Source organism: Acinetobacter sp. 24-47-64 (assembly GCF_057737055.1).
This window is the reverse complement of the sequence record NZ_CM173215.1, coordinates 307,680-323,597: the sequence shown is the minus strand read 5'-3', so window position 1 is coordinate 323,597 and position 15,918 is coordinate 307,680. Positions and strand designations below refer to the sequence as shown.

Annotated in this window: 16 protein-coding genes; 5 read left to right on the top strand and 11 right to left on the bottom strand. The window is 38.9% G+C overall.

All coding sequences use genetic code 11. The annotated features are described in order from the left end of the window. Window positions 1-14: 14 nt before the first annotated feature. From AC1M85_RS01570 to ppnP, 3 genes are all read right to left on the bottom strand, one after another. Window positions 15-941: a DMT family transporter gene (locus AC1M85_RS01570; RefSeq protein WP_488213419.1), complete on the bottom strand. Its 927-nt coding sequence runs from the start codon at window positions 939-941 to the stop codon at window positions 15-17. A gap of 6 nt (window positions 942-947) precedes the next feature. Further along, a complete protein-coding gene (rlmB, locus tag AC1M85_RS01565; RefSeq protein ID WP_179998797.1) occupies window positions 948-1,694 on the bottom strand; it encodes a 23S rRNA (guanosine(2251)-2'-O)-methyltransferase RlmB in 747 nt (248 codons plus the stop codon). Between the two features lie 137 nt (window positions 1,695-1,831). After that, window positions 1,832-2,155 carry a pyrimidine/purine nucleoside phosphorylase gene (gene ppnP, locus AC1M85_RS01560; protein ID WP_092766653.1) on the bottom strand — a complete coding sequence of 108 codons (324 nt, stop codon included), beginning with the start codon at window positions 2,153-2,155 and terminating at the stop codon, window positions 1,832-1,834. Between the two features lie 316 nt (window positions 2,156-2,471). Here ppnP and recN point away from each other — a divergent pair, with 316 nt between their 5' ends. The 3 genes from recN (at window position 2,472) to ruvX (ending at window position 5,211) form a co-directional block, all read left to right on the top strand. Then, window positions 2,472-4,139 (top strand): DNA repair protein RecN, encoded by a 1,668-nt coding sequence (gene recN / locus AC1M85_RS01555; protein WP_488213418.1) that lies wholly within the window; start codon window positions 2,472-2,474, stop codon window positions 4,137-4,139. Between the two features lie 81 nt (window positions 4,140-4,220). Further along, the gene (locus AC1M85_RS01550) at window positions 4,221-4,775 is read left to right on the top strand and encodes a YqgE/AlgH family protein (RefSeq protein WP_035266003.1); all 555 of its coding nucleotides are present in this window, start codon (window positions 4,221-4,223) and stop codon (window positions 4,773-4,775) included. After that, window positions 4,768-5,211, top strand: coding sequence for a Holliday junction resolvase RuvX (gene ruvX, locus AC1M85_RS01545; RefSeq protein ID WP_035266001.1), 444 nt, complete (start codon window positions 4,768-4,770; stop codon window positions 5,209-5,211). Before AC1M85_RS01550 ends, ruvX begins: the two co-directional genes overlap by 8 nt. 16 nt (window positions 5,212-5,227) lie before the next feature. On the opposite strand, the gene AC1M85_RS01540 is transcribed toward ruvX, so the two are convergent. After that, window positions 5,228-5,851 (bottom strand): alpha-ketoglutarate-dependent dioxygenase AlkB family protein, encoded by a 624-nt coding sequence (locus tag AC1M85_RS01540; RefSeq protein WP_488213417.1) that lies wholly within the window; start codon window positions 5,849-5,851, stop codon window positions 5,228-5,230. Window positions 5,852-5,986: 135 nt separating this feature from the next. Here AC1M85_RS01540 and AC1M85_RS01535 point away from each other — a divergent pair, with 135 nt between their 5' ends. Continuing rightward, entirely contained in the window at window positions 5,987-7,789 is a 1,803-nt protein-coding gene (locus AC1M85_RS01535; RefSeq protein ID WP_481610035.1) for an ABC transporter ATP-binding protein, read from the top strand. Between the two features lie 3 nt (window positions 7,790-7,792). Here AC1M85_RS01535 and AC1M85_RS01530 read toward each other — a convergent pair whose 3' ends face one another. The 5 genes from AC1M85_RS01530 to uvrC all read right to left on the bottom strand — a co-directional run bounded on the left by AC1M85_RS01530 (window position 7,793) and on the right by uvrC (window position 12,251). Beyond that, the gene (locus AC1M85_RS01530; protein ID WP_488213416.1) at window positions 7,793-8,281 is read right to left on the bottom strand and encodes a DUF4269 domain-containing protein; all 489 of its coding nucleotides are present in this window, start codon (window positions 8,279-8,281) and stop codon (window positions 7,793-7,795) included. A gap of 108 nt (window positions 8,282-8,389) precedes the next feature. Beyond that, window positions 8,390-8,794, bottom strand: coding sequence for a T6SS amidase immunity protein Tai4 family protein (locus tag AC1M85_RS01525; protein ID WP_488213415.1), 405 nt, complete (start codon window positions 8,792-8,794; stop codon window positions 8,390-8,392). A 56-nt stretch (window positions 8,795-8,850) separates the two neighbouring features. After that, the gene (pgsA, locus tag AC1M85_RS01520) at window positions 8,851-9,438 is read right to left on the bottom strand and encodes a CDP-diacylglycerol--glycerol-3-phosphate 3-phosphatidyltransferase (RefSeq protein ID WP_035265993.1); all 588 of its coding nucleotides are present in this window, start codon (window positions 9,436-9,438) and stop codon (window positions 8,851-8,853) included. A gap of 103 nt (window positions 9,439-9,541) precedes the next feature. After that, on the bottom strand, window positions 9,542-10,336 hold the full coding sequence (locus AC1M85_RS01515; protein ID WP_488213414.1) for a thioesterase family protein: 795 nt from the start codon (window positions 10,334-10,336) through the stop codon (window positions 9,542-9,544). A 115-nt stretch (window positions 10,337-10,451) separates the two neighbouring features. Next, window positions 10,452-12,251 (bottom strand): excinuclease ABC subunit UvrC, encoded by a 1,800-nt coding sequence (gene uvrC, locus AC1M85_RS01510; RefSeq protein WP_180028652.1) that lies wholly within the window; start codon window positions 12,249-12,251, stop codon window positions 10,452-10,454. Window positions 12,252-12,479: 228 nt separating this feature from the next. Here uvrC and AC1M85_RS01505 point away from each other — a divergent pair, with 228 nt between their 5' ends. Continuing rightward, window positions 12,480-13,526 carry an AAA family ATPase gene (locus AC1M85_RS01505; RefSeq protein WP_488213413.1) on the top strand — a complete coding sequence of 349 codons (1,047 nt, stop codon included), beginning with the start codon at window positions 12,480-12,482 and terminating at the stop codon, window positions 13,524-13,526. Between the two features lie 35 nt (window positions 13,527-13,561). Here the strand turns inward: AC1M85_RS01505 and AC1M85_RS01500 are convergent, their stop codons facing one another. Both AC1M85_RS01500 and lpxO read right to left on the bottom strand, forming a co-directional pair. Beyond that, on the bottom strand, window positions 13,562-14,515 hold the full coding sequence (locus AC1M85_RS01500; protein ID WP_035265985.1) for a hypothetical protein: 954 nt from the start codon (window positions 14,513-14,515) through the stop codon (window positions 13,562-13,564). 129 nt (window positions 14,516-14,644) lie between these two features. Further along, on the bottom strand, window positions 14,645-15,559 hold the full coding sequence (lpxO, locus tag AC1M85_RS01495) for a lipid A hydroxylase LpxO (protein ID WP_488213412.1): 915 nt from the start codon (window positions 15,557-15,559) through the stop codon (window positions 14,645-14,647). Window positions 15,560-15,918 lie beyond the last annotated feature (359 nt).

Genomic DNA, 15,918 nt, shown 5'->3' with positions numbered 1-15,918 from the left:
TGAAAAAAAGCAGTCTAAGAAGACTGCTTTTTTTGTTGCTCAAGTTTTTGGCTTAGTGCATCTTGGCGACCCAGCCATCGCCATGGTTGTAATGCGCCTATCGCCATACCCAACAACCCAAATAACATCGCAATACTTAAAGGTTCATTTAACAAAGGCACTGCCAAAATTGCAGCTAAAAAAGGTGCTAAATTGGTAATGCTCCCTGCTTTAAAAGCCCCGAGTCTTTTAATCGCTTCCACATAAGTTAAAGTTGCAATAATGACCACAAATATGCCATGAAATATTGTTTGAAACATTAAATGCTGAGGCTCAGGAGTACTAAGATCTTTGGGTAAAAATAACACGTAAATGGGTACATAAATCACGGCTGACCAGATGGCAACCCCACACATCGCCTGCCATGCACTCAGTTGGAATTTACGCAGTAATACGGTAAATATTGCCCAAAAAATGGCGCTCAAGAAGAATAATCCATCACCAGCACCAAAAGGAATGCCAGATTCACGATACATCAGGAGACTCATAATACCGAGCACGGTGATCATAATGATCAAACTTGCCCATGTATGACGATCAAAAGCCTGCTTCATCAATATAAAAGCCACGATGGCAGTACAAATAGGAATACAACCATTGAGAAAAATTGCAGCATGCGCAGTCGGTGCATAGTGAAATGCGCTATAAGCCAACAAACAATAGATCACACCACCAATCATTGCCAAGATAAATGGTTCTTTTTTAAGTAAAAAAGAGGCTTCTCTACGATAAAGTAGAATCGGCATTAAGATAAAAAAAGCCAGTGAAAAACGCAGTGCCACAATGTCCCATGCATTAATCTGCCATAGCGCATTTAATCGTGCAGTGAGGGTAAATCCCCCCCAGATGCACATGGTAGTAATGAGAAAAAAATAGCCTTGGGCTCGATCTGAAAGTGCCATCTTAAATTAGGCTTGACGTTGTCTACACGCTTCGTAAAGTGCCATGCCTGTCGCCACACTCACATTCAAACTTTGTAAATTTCCACTCATTGGAATATAAACTTTATGATCACATTGCGCCTGTGTAATCGGTCTTAAACCAGTATCTTCAGCACCCATAATCACTGCAACAGGACCAGTCAAATCACATTCGTGAATAGGTAGAGCATGCTCATCTAACATCGTGCCAATCACTCGTACATTAAAATCATCTTTGATTTTGGCTAAAGTACGAGCCAAATTCGTCACTTGGATAAATTTAACTTTCTCTGCACCACCAGCAGCAACCTTACGAGCCGTTGGTGTTAAGCTCGCAGAACGATCACGAGGAACAACAACCGCGTGTACGCCCATGGCTGCCGCAGTTCGAATACACGCACCCAAATTATGCGGGTCCGTCACCTGGTCAAGCGCCAGTAAAAAAACATTGTCTGTACTTTTGATTAATTGCTCAAGATCATTTTCATTCAGCGTTGGATGAGGACGAACTGCAGCAACGACACCTTGATGAAAAGGTTGTCCAGCCAGTTTTTCAAGGCTGTCTCGGCTCGCTTTTTGAATACTAATTCCGAAAGGCTCAGCCAACTCAAAAATACGTTTTAAACGTTGATCATCACGACCTTTTAGTGCAAATAAAGTCAAAACGCGTTCAGGTTCTAACTCCAACAATGACTCCACAGAATGAACGCCATAATAATATTCGGGTTTAGCCATGAACGACCTCAACTCACTAAGACAATACAATAATATAGAAAAGAAAAATCCCGCAAAGCCAACTTTACAGGATTTTATATAGCGAATAGTTTAACCGATTTGACCATTGAATGTTGGTCAAATTTTTTTTTGGGTAATTAGCCTTCGAAATGACAAACGTAGTCTAATACGTCATCTGTTTCGATTTTGAAACGGCTCTCACCAGGCACGTAAAAAGACTGCCCTGCACGGAAAAGCTCATGTTCTTCATTGTCTGCAATTGTGACACGACATTCACCAGAAATAATTTCCATACGCTCTGGTACATGTGTTTCAAAAGTAAGCGGTTGTTCCGTCGGTAGAATAACCCCAAGTGTTTTTTTCGTACCGTCTTCAAATTGAACAGTGTGGCTAATACACGTCCCGCCAAAATAAACATTTGATTTTTTTACAACAGATACATGATCAAATTGTGATGACATGCGTATTCTCCAAATAATGCGCATTTTATAAATTTTAATTGCCGTAGTTTAATTGCGCTCGAGCAACTAATCAATCAGTGTTTTGCAATGGTTTTTATAAGCAACTTTTATTCCCTATTGATGAAATTTAAAGATTTTTTTGATTTCTTCTATATATCTTTTGTACACAGGTAAAAGAATATATTCAGTCACTAGTAATCAACCTAATTTCAGTTAAAATGCAAATTAAAAGTTCTCATATTCAAATGTCGTGACTTGAGACTAAAACAAAATTTCTCTATCTTAGAATCCACACTTTCGCAGCTCGGATGCGTTTATGCTGACACACCTTAATCTGATCAACTTTGCTTTAGCCGATAACTTAGCCATTGATATTGATCAAGGTTTCAATGTGCTTACGGGTGAAACTGGTGCAGGTAAATCTTTATTACTAGATGCATTATCAGCGTGTTTAGGCGAGCGTACTGATACGAATTATGTTCGTTATGGTTCAGATAAGGCTGATGTTACAGCAGTATTTAGTTATCAAGATCAAAGTCCTGAAGCTGAATGGTTAAGCACTCATGAGCTGGCAGATGAATCGGGTGAAATTCATCTAAGACGGGTAATCTTTGCTACAGGTCGTAGTAAAGCTTGGATCAATGGACGTCCAAGTAGTCTGTCAGAATTAAAGGAAATAGGCAGACTCTTAGTCCAACTTTACAGCCAGCATAGTCAGCAACAATTGTTAGAACCGCCCTATCCAAAACATTGGTTAGATCGTTACAGCAACTTTGCTCAACATACGCTTGCTGTCAAAGACAGTTATAACGCATGGCAAAAAAATATCCGACAGCATCAAGCTGCGCTTGATGCACAGACCACTCGCCTTCAACGCATTGAGACACTTAATCTTCAATTAGAAGAATTAGAAGAAGTGGTTCGACTTGACTATAAAGAAATTGAACAAGAGTTCGATCGCTTAAGTCATCATGAACACATCATGCAAGATTGTAGTTATGCAATCAACGTTTTAGATGAGTCTGATCAAAATATCACTCAGGAAATTTCAAGTATTATTCGCAAGCTTGAATCTCATGCAGGTCGTAGTGATTTACTCTCTGAAATTTATAACTCATTATTAAATGCACAAAGTGAAATCGATGATGCCAGTGCGAATTTAAAACAATTCATTGACCGTCAAAGTTTTGATCCTGAACGAATGGAAGAGTTAAACACGCAACTGGAAATATTTCATCGTTTAGCGCGCAAATATCGAGTACAACCCGAAGATTTAAAATCAGAATACGAACATTGGCAGGCAGAGCTAGAACAACTACATCAGCTTGAAGATCCAGAGACTTTGGCTGAACAAGTTGAAATTTCACATCAACAGTTTATAGAGAAAGCTCAATATCTAGATGATATCCGTCGTAAAGCAGCAGAACCCTTAGCCAAACTCTTAACAGAACAAGTCAAGCAACTGGCTTTACCAGAAGCTCATTTTGAATTCCGTTTTGATCCTCTGGAGCAACCTTCATCTGAAGGGTTTAGTTTTATTCAATTATTGTTCACAGCAAACAAAGGGATCCCACCTCAACCGCTTGCGAAGGTTGCGTCTGGTGGTGAATTGTCACGTATTGCATTGGTCATGCAAGTCATGAATGCAGAGAAAACCGAAGCTGAAGTACTCGTTTTTGACGAAATTGATGTAGGTATCAGTGGTGGAACAGCTGAGATTGTCGGTCGCTTATTGGCTGGATTAGGTCAACATGTTCAAATTCTATGTATTACACATCAAGCCCAAGTTGCAGCGCAATCGGACCAACATTTGTTAGTGAAAAAACTGCAAACAGACCCTGCTAGCAGCACTATCGTTGAGCTTGATGAAGATCAACGGATATTAGAGCTTGCTCGTATGACTGGTGGTGTCGAAATTAGCGAGACCACCCTTCAACATGCAAAACAATTAAGACAATTAAAGTTTCAGGCCAGCACATCTTGATTATTTTAAAAGGATTGTTGAAAACCCATAAGTCTAGTATGTTGAAGTAAAGTGATACTCAAACATAGGAGAAGCCATTAGGTGAGTAAACAATTTCTAACGCACCGTTGCCTGATTGCCCCACCTGATTTAGCAGATGATTTCTTCGCAAATAGTGTGGTCTATATCGCGCGTCATGATCATGAAGGTGCGCAGGGAATTATGATCAATCGTCCAGCTGGGATTCAGGTTAAAGAACTCTTAACAGATCTTGATATCGTGGCAGATCATGTTCACCCACATGATGTCTTACAAGGTGGTCCTTTACGACCAGAAGCAGGTTTTGTACTTCATACAGGTCAACCTACTTGGCATGCGTCCATCGCTGTAGGTGAAAACCTCTGTTTAACAACCTCAAAGGATATTCTTGATGCAATCGCACACAATGAAGGTGTTGGTCGCTATCAAATTGCTTTAGGGTATGCTAGTTGGAGTAAAAACCAGTTGGAGCAAGAAATCGCTCGAGGTGACTGGCTCATTTGTGACTCCGATATGGATTTGATTTTTAACTTACCCTATGACGATCGCTGGGACGCTGCCTATAGAAAAATGGGGGTCGATCGTACATGGCTTTCATCTGAGATTGGACATGCCTGATTCAACTACCGCTCAACTCATTATGGCCTTTGACTTTGGCACACAAAAAACAGGAATGGCTGTAGGATCGTCCATTATTGAAAGTGCTACGCCACTTTCACTTTTACCGATGAAAGATGGCATTCCCAATTGGGATGATCTACTCAAAATTGTAAAACAGCATTCTCCAAATCTGTTTTTAGTCGGGCTACCACTGAATATGGATGATAGCGAATCGGAACTATCAACACGAGCACGTAAATTTGCTCGTCGTTTAAGACACCAAACCAATATAGAAACATGGATGGTGGATGAGCGATTAACAACTCGCGAAGCGCGTGATGAACTCGATCATTATCAGGCGCAAGGGCGTGGAAAAAAGTTGTCCGCAGACAGCTTGGCAGCTGCTTTATTTATTGAAAGTTGGTATCGTAATCCTCAAGGTATTCAACCTTAATAGAATACTTACCATTTCATCTAGGATAAAAATAGCGAAAGGTTAAATTGATTCTAGGCTCTAATACTTTGGTTGATTTCGCTAAAGTGTGTTTCCAAAAACGCTGTGTTTGACCTTTCATTACAATTAACTGTCCTGATTGTAGATATATTTCCGCAGTATGAGTTTTATCACGATGTTTAAATCTAAATTTTCGGGTTGCGCCGAGACTCAGTGAAGCAATGACGGTCTCGCCATGTTCAGGATCTCTTAATGCAGCCTCATCATCACTATGCCATCCTACACCTTGAGTTCCATCTTCATACAAATTAGCCAAACAAGAATTAAATTGAACTCCTGTTATAAGTTCAATTTTTTGCTTGAGTGCTAATAATTTCAAATCCCACATCTGTGCTTGTTTATCCATCCCTGAATAGTGATATTGATAGTTTTGGTCACCATACCATACGACTTTACGACCCGTCTTAAAATATTGGCCGTATAAAATCACTTCATCCTGTTCCCAAGCTAAAGCTTCTAAAAAATAATCGAAATAATCCTGTGATTCAGCATGAGTAAGTATAAGGCCGTAATCTTCTACAATCCCATCACAAGGTAGGAGATTTGAATTGGGTTCGGGTGCAAACAGCTCAAAGTTCATAACCAATTTGCCATGAAAATATAACCGTATATTAGCTGAATATTTCAACTGACAAATTGAAACATTGTGAACGCTTGTGACACTGGACAATCAAGCTTAGACTGGCATAAATCTAGACAATAAAAACAATCGCTTATGAATTTATGGCAACTTTTTCTAAAACTTAAACCTTTCGTTCGACCTTATCGCTTTTTAGTGATTGCCACTCTCTTTCTTACGCTCATCGGCTCATTCACAGCTCAAGTGAATGCACTCACTTTGCAGTATGCGGTTGATGAAATTAATGCGCTGGTTGAGAATGGCTTTGGCTTAGCCGAAGGTTGGAATATCCTGATTACCATTACAGCGATATTATTGGGTAAAGAAGTGATTAATGCTTTTGTGCAATTCGGACAAAAGTTTTATGGTGAAAAACTTAGAATTTTTATTTCACAAGATTTAGCACAAGGCATCATTGAAAAATTTCTGACCTATAGATTAGCTTTTTTCAACGAAGAGAATAATCAGGCGGGCAAATTACAAACACGAATCGATCGTGGTATTGGCTCTCTGACTCGTCTAGTTCAAATATTCTTTATTGACATTTTGCCGTTATTTACCAGTGCGATCGTGGCTTTAGGATTAATGTACTACGCCAACTTTTATGTTGGCTTGGTGGCGACCACTATCGTTCCAATCTACTTCTGGTTAACTTATAAACAAGCACAAAAACTCGGAGGCTGGCGTCGAAATTTACGTGATGGTCGAGAAAAGAAAAGCCAAGGTATCCTCGGAATTATTAATTCAATTACGGTTATCAAATCTTTCAACCGTGAGTCAATAGAATCAACCAAACAACTCAAACTACAAAAAGAACTCACAGATAATCAAATGCAAACCCGTCAAGTCAGCTTTTTATTTGATGGGTTAAAAACCTTTATTGAACAAATAGGTATTGTTTTAATCATCATCCTAACTGCGTATTTTGTGCTTGATGGTCAGATGAGCATCGGTATGATCATGTTTCATGTACTGCTGTTCAATAATGTATCCGCACCAATTCGCTCCTTACATCGTATATATGATGAAGTGAATGATGCCATGATCTATTCAGAAAGCTTCTTTAAAATTTTAGAAGCAGATGATCAAATTGAACCTACAGGTCAACTCAAACCGCAAATTCAAGGAAAATTTACGCTGAAAAATGTTGAATTCTTTTATCCAAACGGTCACCACGCACTAAAGAATATCAATATGGAGATTCGACCCAATAAAATTACTGCATTAGTTGGCTTATCAGGTGCGGGAAAATCAACCTTAATCAGTCTTTTAGATAAATTTTATGAACCTAATCAGGGATGTATCGAACTCGATGGCATCGATCTCAATCAAATTGATACTCAATATTTGAGAGATCATATTGGATTAGTCCTACAAAAAAATCATATTTTCCAAGGGACTATTCTTGAAAATATTCGCTATGGTAAAACAGAAGCCACTGAAGAAGACGTGATCATTGCTGCTAAAAAAGCCTCCATTCATGAGCAAATTTTACAACTTCCAGATGGCTATCATTCCGATGCATTGCAACTCTCTGGAGGACAACAACAGCGTATTGCGATTGCTCGTATGTTCTTGAAAAATCCGCCGATTATCTTTTTAGATGAACCGACTGCGAGTTTGGATGCCATCGCTTCGGAACAAATTAAACAAAGCCTTGATGAGATTAAACAAGGACGTACTGTCATTATTATCTCGCACAGCCTGTCGCAAATTATCGATGCGGATTATACCTATGTCATGAAAGAAGGCGAAATTGCCGAACATGGAGAACATGATGCCCTTTACCATCAAGACGGTGTGTATAAACAAATTTTTGATGCGATGGCTAAAAGTTTGAATATCGAAAAAATTGCAAAAACTTTTGAAGACGATGGAGATGAGGAAACCCATAGTTAAAGTTTAATCTAGGTAACCTTGGCATTGAAGCAGTTGAATCAACACACAGTCATCTGCTTCATATAGCTGACTTAACTTCGTGTAAGGATCACCATCGAGCGCTAACATCTGTGCAAATGCAGGTTCAGTTTTTATACCTTTTCGCTTAAGGCGAATGATTTCCTGTTTAAATTGGTCATTTGCCAAATCTAATATTCTACGTTCAACATAGAAGTGCTGGAATCCCGCCTGCTGATCAATTGGTGTTGTAGAACAAAATATCTCAATTGACCAAGCACAATATTCAAATCGGCAAATCCAAGTATCACGTTCAAAATAACTTCGCTCAATGCACCATGCCTTATATGTTTGAAATAATTTTAGTGTTTCAATCAAATGATTCTCTTGCTCAATCGGATAACTACAAATGAGATCGATATCACTTTGTGCTGTTGCAATTCCTAAAGGTGGCGTACCGACCACTGTAACTTGATACCGCTTGAGTATTTCCAAAAGGTTTAAGTCATCAATGACTTTTTGAAAGTGTATTTTTTCATTGTTATTTTTAATCTCTAAGATGATTCAACTTTAAAGCGGTTGAATCTCCCAATATGAATTACTTTAACCCTCAGCAGAAAAGCTATAACCAATTAATGTTATTTTTGATTTTTCGATAACATCTAACGCATAAACAGTTTTAATATAATTTCGATACTGCGTTGAATAAGAGATTTCCAAACAACGCATAAGGTATGCTTTCTCTTTTGAATATTGATAGCTGCCTAACGCTTCTTTGAACGCTTGATCAATATAATTTTGCACTTGTTTTGCCGCCTCATGGCTATGCTCACCGAGTTGAAAATATCCACCTCTCGCAATATTTGCTTCATTTGCATAAATCTCGGAATGAGATAGACAATACGCGATTCCATCATTATGCAAATACTCTTGTGCCATTGATAAATCATCCGCATAAATGCTTGAACTCGACAAGATACTCAAAACAATAGCAAATTTACTTCTCATTTTTTAAATCACGTTCTCAACGAAATAAAAAAGCGCCTTTTGGCGCTTTAAATATATTAGGGTTGTTTTAGATATGGCCATGCCGCTCTTAAATAAATAAACATGGACCACAGTGTTAAAATTACAGCGGTATACAACAAACCATATGCAACTAATTCAAGTGGTTTCCAATTGAGTAAGAACACTGAAATAGCGATCATCTGGAAAGCTGTTTTATATTTTCCAACCGTTGATACAGCTACATTGGTACGTGCACCGAGCTCAGCCATCCACTCACGTAAAGCAGAAACGGTAATCTCGCGTGAAATAATCACAATCGCAGCAAAAGCCATCGAAATTGTAGGTTGCCATTGCACCAAAACAATCAATGCTGCTGCGACCATTAATTTATCCGCAACAGGATCTAAAAAACGTCCGAATGCAGAAGTCTGATTCAATGTTCTTGCTAAGTAACCATCAAACCAATCTGTGACAGCAGCAATAACAAAAATTGCAGTCAGAATGATATGACGCGTCATACCCCCTTCATGCCCACCCACACCAATCGCAGGAGGCCAATAGGCAATAATTAAAAAAACAGGTATTAACGCAATACGTGCTAGCGTCAAGATATTTGGTATATTCAGGATGCGACCTGTAGACATAGACACCGCCAGTTTGCCCCAATTACAGCTAAAATTTGCAATAAAAACTTGAGCTTTGATTCTTTAATCCGCTTACTTTAAACGATTCACTACCCGCTGTCGACTAGGCAAAAATCGCGACAGTCTGTCTACAAATTGCAACGAGACGGTCATTATGGTCCCAAATATGAGCATATTCAGTAGAATAACCATGCGCAGAATGATCTGTAAATACTTTATATTTAAACCAATCTCGTCGGTCAGCTTGAATTGGTTCTAACAGCGTCACATACCAAGAAATTGAACTGCCCGGTGCTGGTTTTTTTAATATAGGAAAAATTCCTGCAGGCCAAATATCTAACATTGCTATAAATTCAGACATGCTCAGCGGACCTGCTTCAAATTTAGATTCTGCGTATCGAAACCACCCGCCAAAATCTGGCTTTTCAGCAGCCGTACAAGGGTATTTCCCTTCAGCCCAAATCAGATCATAGTTCTGATAGCATTGCGGCATAAGAGGATGATAAGGCAACTTAACTAAACTTTCAGGCGAATCATACTGTGGTGCTGAGCGAGTTTGATCCATATTCACAACTGATTCACGGTCTGAACCAAAACTTGCCAGCAGAATTCCCTGTACAGCATCATCCTGCCAAATTCGAGCCTCAATATTAGTCACTGATTTACCTTGCCTTAAAATTTCCACTGTCACTTTGACTGGCTTTTCCTGAACAGGACCCACAAATACCACACTGGTGCTCAATAATCTTTTTTGAGGGTCATGAATCATTTGTGTTGCTTTGTGTAGCATCATCGCCGTGGTTAAACCACCAAAAATGGTACGACCTTGCAACCAACCCTCAGGGATCTCCACCCATTCTTGTTGATCAATTTCTTGAAATACCTGTCCAAATGACATGCGCAACCCTTTTATTTTAAATTTCTTATCGCGCTAGCATGCTGAATTTTCAGATTGAGGTAAATGATCAATGACTCGCAGGTCAATGATCATTTTGGCAAATTGATATGCATGATTACTCATGCAAGATTTTGTACACAGTCCGAGCGAGATTTGCACCAAAACCTGGGACTAAATTCAGATCCTTTTCAGAGGCTTTTAATACCCCTTGAATCCCACCAAAATGTGTTAATAAATCACGGCGGCGTTTTGGTCCTAGCCCTGGAATGGCTTCTAAAACTGACTGCCCACGACGTTTATCGCGCTTGGCACGATGTTTAGTAATGGCAAATCGATGCGCCTCATCACGAACCTGTTGAATTAAATGTAGCGCTTTATGGTCTTCAGGCAGTTGAATCTTTGTGCCATCAGTGAAATGTAAGGTTTCCAAACCAGGCTTACGTCCTTCCCCTTTTGAAACCCCCACCATGAATGCATCCAATCCAAGATCTTGCATGACCTGCATTGCCATATGTAATTGCCCTTTACCACCATCGATGAGAAGCAAATCTGGCAGCATCGCCTTCTTATACCGTCGTGTCAAAGCCTGACGCATGGCAGCATAATCATCACCGCCAGTGATATCTTCGATAGCAAACTGACGGTAATCGCGCTTGCGAGCCCCTCCACTATCAAAGACAACACAAGAAGCGATCGTTGCTTCGCCCATCGTATGGGATATATCAAAACATTCGATACGATCAATTGGACGTCCGACCACCTCTTCTAACTGATGAAAACGTTCATTCAATTCATAATGGTTAGCAAGTTGTCCTTTAATGGCATGCTGTACATTCATGGTCGCAAGCTCGAGCCATTCTGCACGGGTTTCTCGAACTTTTGATTTAATCAGAATTTTTTTGCCAAAATTTTGTTGTAGTGCCTCTTCTATGTCTTTTTTGTCTGGCAGCTCCACGTTGACGATTAATTCTGTTGGAATCTCATCGGCAACTTGGAAATAAAAGTTCGCGATAAAATCTGCCAGCATTTGTCCCAAATCATCGCCCAACATATCTGGGAAATAACTTTTTCCTCCCAACATCTTGCCATTACGCACATGCATAATCTGAACGCACGTTACCCCCGCTTGGTATGCGATCGCCAATATATCTGCTTCACCTTTGACTTTATAAATCGCTTGTTGAGTTTGGACATCACGCAATAATGCCATCCGATCACGATAAAAAACGGCTTTTTCAAATTCGAGAGCTTCTGCTGCCGCTTCCATCTTGGCAATTAATTCTTGATTAAGCTCACGTGTGTCCCCTTGTAAAAAACGAATAGAGTTATCGACATCATCTTTATAGTCTTCAGGTGATATCATGCCCACACATGGAGCTGAGCAACGTTTAATTTGATACTGCAAACACGGTCTTTTACGTTGCGCAAAATAACTATTTTCACATTGGCGGACATTGAATAATTTTTGTAAGACCACCAATGTATCACGTGCATTATAGGCACTTGGATAAGGTCCAAAAAATTTACCTGCTTGATGTTTCCCCTTACCACGACCTGCTGCAATACGTGGATAAGGCTTATCACTAGACACAAAAATATAGACGTAAGATTTATCATCTCGCAGCATGATGTTATACGGCGGTCGATGAAGCTTAATTAAGTTTTGTTCAAGAAGTAATGCTTCCGTTTCTGAGCGGACCACCATGGTTTCAATATCATGAATGCGGGCAACTAAAGCCTGTGTTTTGGGGTGCTCAATGGTTTTAACAAAATAGCTAGAAACACGATTTTTTAAATTCTTGGCTTTTCCCACATACAACAACTCTCCATCTTTACCTAACATGCGATAGACACCAGGCAAAGTCGTAAGATTGGCTAAGATTTTTTCAATGTGTTCACGTGCGTTTTCGTTCACAAGCAGCCTTTAATGTAGAGTCAGTCATTCATGCAACAGCATGAGCTTATTGTGATGGTAACGCGCTCTATTTCAAGTGCATTTCGGTAGATGATTTTAAAACCTTGTTGATCCAACAGTTCAGGGCAATGATCGCAGATTTTATAATCAGCTGATTGTTAAAAAGTCTGAGTTGTTAAATTCAAGTTTGATATGCTTTTCAACTGATTCATTCATGGATGCGCCAACATGACTGCGACCGATCGTGCTTTTCACGCCATACAACCTGCACTCTCATCCCATAGTCCTTCAGAAAAAGATCGACTCATTGGAAAGTCTCGCTTTCATTTTGAACCAGCCAAAGTGATGCAGTTATTGCGTGATCGTATCATTGGGCAAAATCCAGCCTTAGATGAAATCGAAAAATTGCTTCACGTGGTCAAAGCTGACTTTTCAAGTCCTGAACGCCCCTTGTCCGTCACCTTGATGCTTGGACCAACAGGTGTTGGTAAAACAGAGACTGTTCGTTTGATTGCTGAATCGATTTATGGTCGTCCTGATGCGTTTTGTCGTATCGATATGAATACACTGGCTCAAGAACATTATGCAGCCGCTTTAACAGGCGCTCCGCCCGGATATGTCGGTTCGAAAGAAGGTCACAGTTTATTCGATGAAACTGCGATTAATGGCTCTCATACCCGTCCTGGCATTATGCTGTTTGATGAACTTGAAAAAGCCTCTCCCGAAGTGATTCGTGGCTTAATGAATGTGTTGGATACAGGTCGCCTAACCCTTACTGCTGGAACAAAAACGATTGATTTTCGTAATTGTATGATTTTTATGACCAGTAATGCTGGAGCACGCGCAGCACAACAATATTTAGATAAATTAAATGTTTTACCGCAAAAACTTCAAAATCTATGTTTAAAACGCCTACCCACGAAAGCCATTATTGAAAAAATACTGCATCGCAGTTTTGATCCCGAATTTCTGAATCGAATTGATCGTGTCCTTCATTATCAACCTGTTCAAGATGATGCACTCCCTAAATTGGTTGATATTGAACTTGAAAAACTCAACATTCGTTTGCAACATCAAAAACGTCAAGTTCATTTATCAGACCTTGCCAAAGCATATTTCTATCAGGGTCATGATATCCGCTTTGGGGCACGTCATTTAGCACGTAAAATAAGAACTGAACTAGAACCCATTATTGCGATCTACTTTCTAAAGCATCCAGATCAACTTCATCTCAAGCTGGATTGCAAAGACGGTCAGCTCACGATCATCAATTAATAAAAAAAGCCCATTATGGGCTTTTTTTAAACAAATCATCTTAAACCAGGAATCGTGACAAAGGATTCTGCTGCCGTTTTATTATAATACGTACACCCTTTTTCAATATTTGCCATTAACAACTGATAACGCTGTCTATTTTCTGCAACATCATCGTTCATTAACAATTTTTCATAGAGTTTATATTCATCATCAGTCGTACGCTTCAAAGTTTGATGATATTCAGCAGGATATAGTTTGCTTTCAAATTCAATGGCTGTTGAATCATCTAAACTAATCTTCATACTGGTGTCAAAAATACTGCTAAAATTCATACCCATCCAACGATCTTTAGCGAGTTGAAATTTAACAATTGGATTTTTGTCATTTAAAAGATCAAGATACAGCAAGTTATCTTCATAAAATTGGTTAAAACTCTCTTCCAATGGTTCACTCGTGTTTGGATAGAGTTGTAAATAATCTACTCGGTTTTGTTCTGCTTTCTTTCTATAACAATAGCTACCTGAAGAAAAATTTTTAAGACCATCTTTGGCGATAAACAATCTCACATTAGGGCTCAAATCATTTCGATCAATGTTGCGATAACCTGGTAAAACTGTATCAAAAACATTTTTACCCGATAGGTTTACACGCTCCATTTCGATATCCGTTTGGATGTCACCAATGATATTCATCGTCCAATGACTAGGACTATTCACACTGAGCGTATTTTGGGCTTGATCATAGGTTTGATAGATACGATTTCGCGTCACAATCACACTATTCAACGGTTTAAAACTATCCGTATAAGTAAATTGTCCATTTTGAAATTCAATATAATTTAAGCCGAATCGATCATTAGAATTATAGTAAATTGAATAGAGTTGATCACCGTTTCGAAATTGTGTACTCGGTGATGATTCATACGAATCTCCCGACCCACCGCCGCCACAGGCACTTAAAAAAAACGGTAAAACACTTAGTACTAATATTGTTTTTTTGAGATTCATTTGAATTTTCTTTTGTATATTTTACAGATAAAAGCATAGCTTTTATTGAACCACTTCTCAATTTTAATTTACATCATTTTAAGTAAAATTAAAAAATGCGCCCTGAGGCGCATTTTGATCTGAATGCTCTTAAAACACATAAGGTCGAATAAAAATCAGGAAGAATATCCCTAACATCAAGAACCATTTTAAAAAGTAATATAACTGACGGTTCTTCGCTTTCAGTGCTTTTGCTTTCACACGCAAGCGATAAATATAACCAAATGCTTTGTTCAGACCACCCGTTTGATCCCCTGCTTCATTCGGTGAACTTGCCGCAGTCATTACATTTTTACCAAACCAATGATTAAACCGTTCCATCCAACGTGTCTTTAAAGGGCGCTCTACATCAGCAAAGAAAATAATACGATTTTGATCCGTCGTGTTTTCTGCATAATGAATGTAGGTTTCATCAAACACAACGCTTTCACCATCTCTCCATGAATACCGCTGACCATCTACATCAATAAAGCAACGATCATCATTTGGCGTCAACAACCCTAAATGATAGCGTAAAGATCCCGCATAAGGATCACGATGACGAACCAAGCGACTATCAGGAGCAAGCTCAGTAAACATCGCCGCTTTAATGGTCGGTAATGTTTTAAGCAATGCTGTCGTTTTAGGGCACAGTTCTGCTGCTGAAGGATGCGCAGAGTCATACCATTTTAAATAAAAACGCTTCCAACCAGTTTTAAAAAATGAATTAAAGCCTAGGTCATCATATTTTTCAGAGGCTTTGATCCCACCCTGCTCATATAAAGCTTTGGCTTCATCACGAATCATTTCCCAATTTTCATCTAACACTTTTAAATCTTTAAAATGCTGTGTTTCGATATAAGGCTGGTTTGGCACCTTAGAGAACATATACATCAAAAAATTAATAGGTGCCAAAATGGTCGAATGATCAAAGAATTGACGATAGAACGAATGTCGTACTTTTCCACGACGTTGAATATACAGTGCCGATATGATGAATATCGCGAGAATAATCCACTTGATCATTGATTGACTCGGTTTATCTTTGGTTAGCGGGTTAAATGAAGAGATGCTGCACCTAAATTGAAAATGAATTGTTCCAATTTAGATGTATAGATAATCACGTAAATTGTATAACGACTACCGCAAACAACGAAACATTGTGTTCTACAAATAGACTTTTGATGGCTTTATATTTCAGTTTATTGACTTTTATGACGAAATTTAAAGTGCAAAATAACTTGAAATTACCTACCTACCCCAGATATAAGTTGAAGTGTTTTTAAATAAAATGCCAATTGAAACAATCGCTTTATTGTAAGAAGAACAAACTCTACATGCGCATCTGCTGTTTTATAACGCATGCTGGTGCAATAAATAGATGA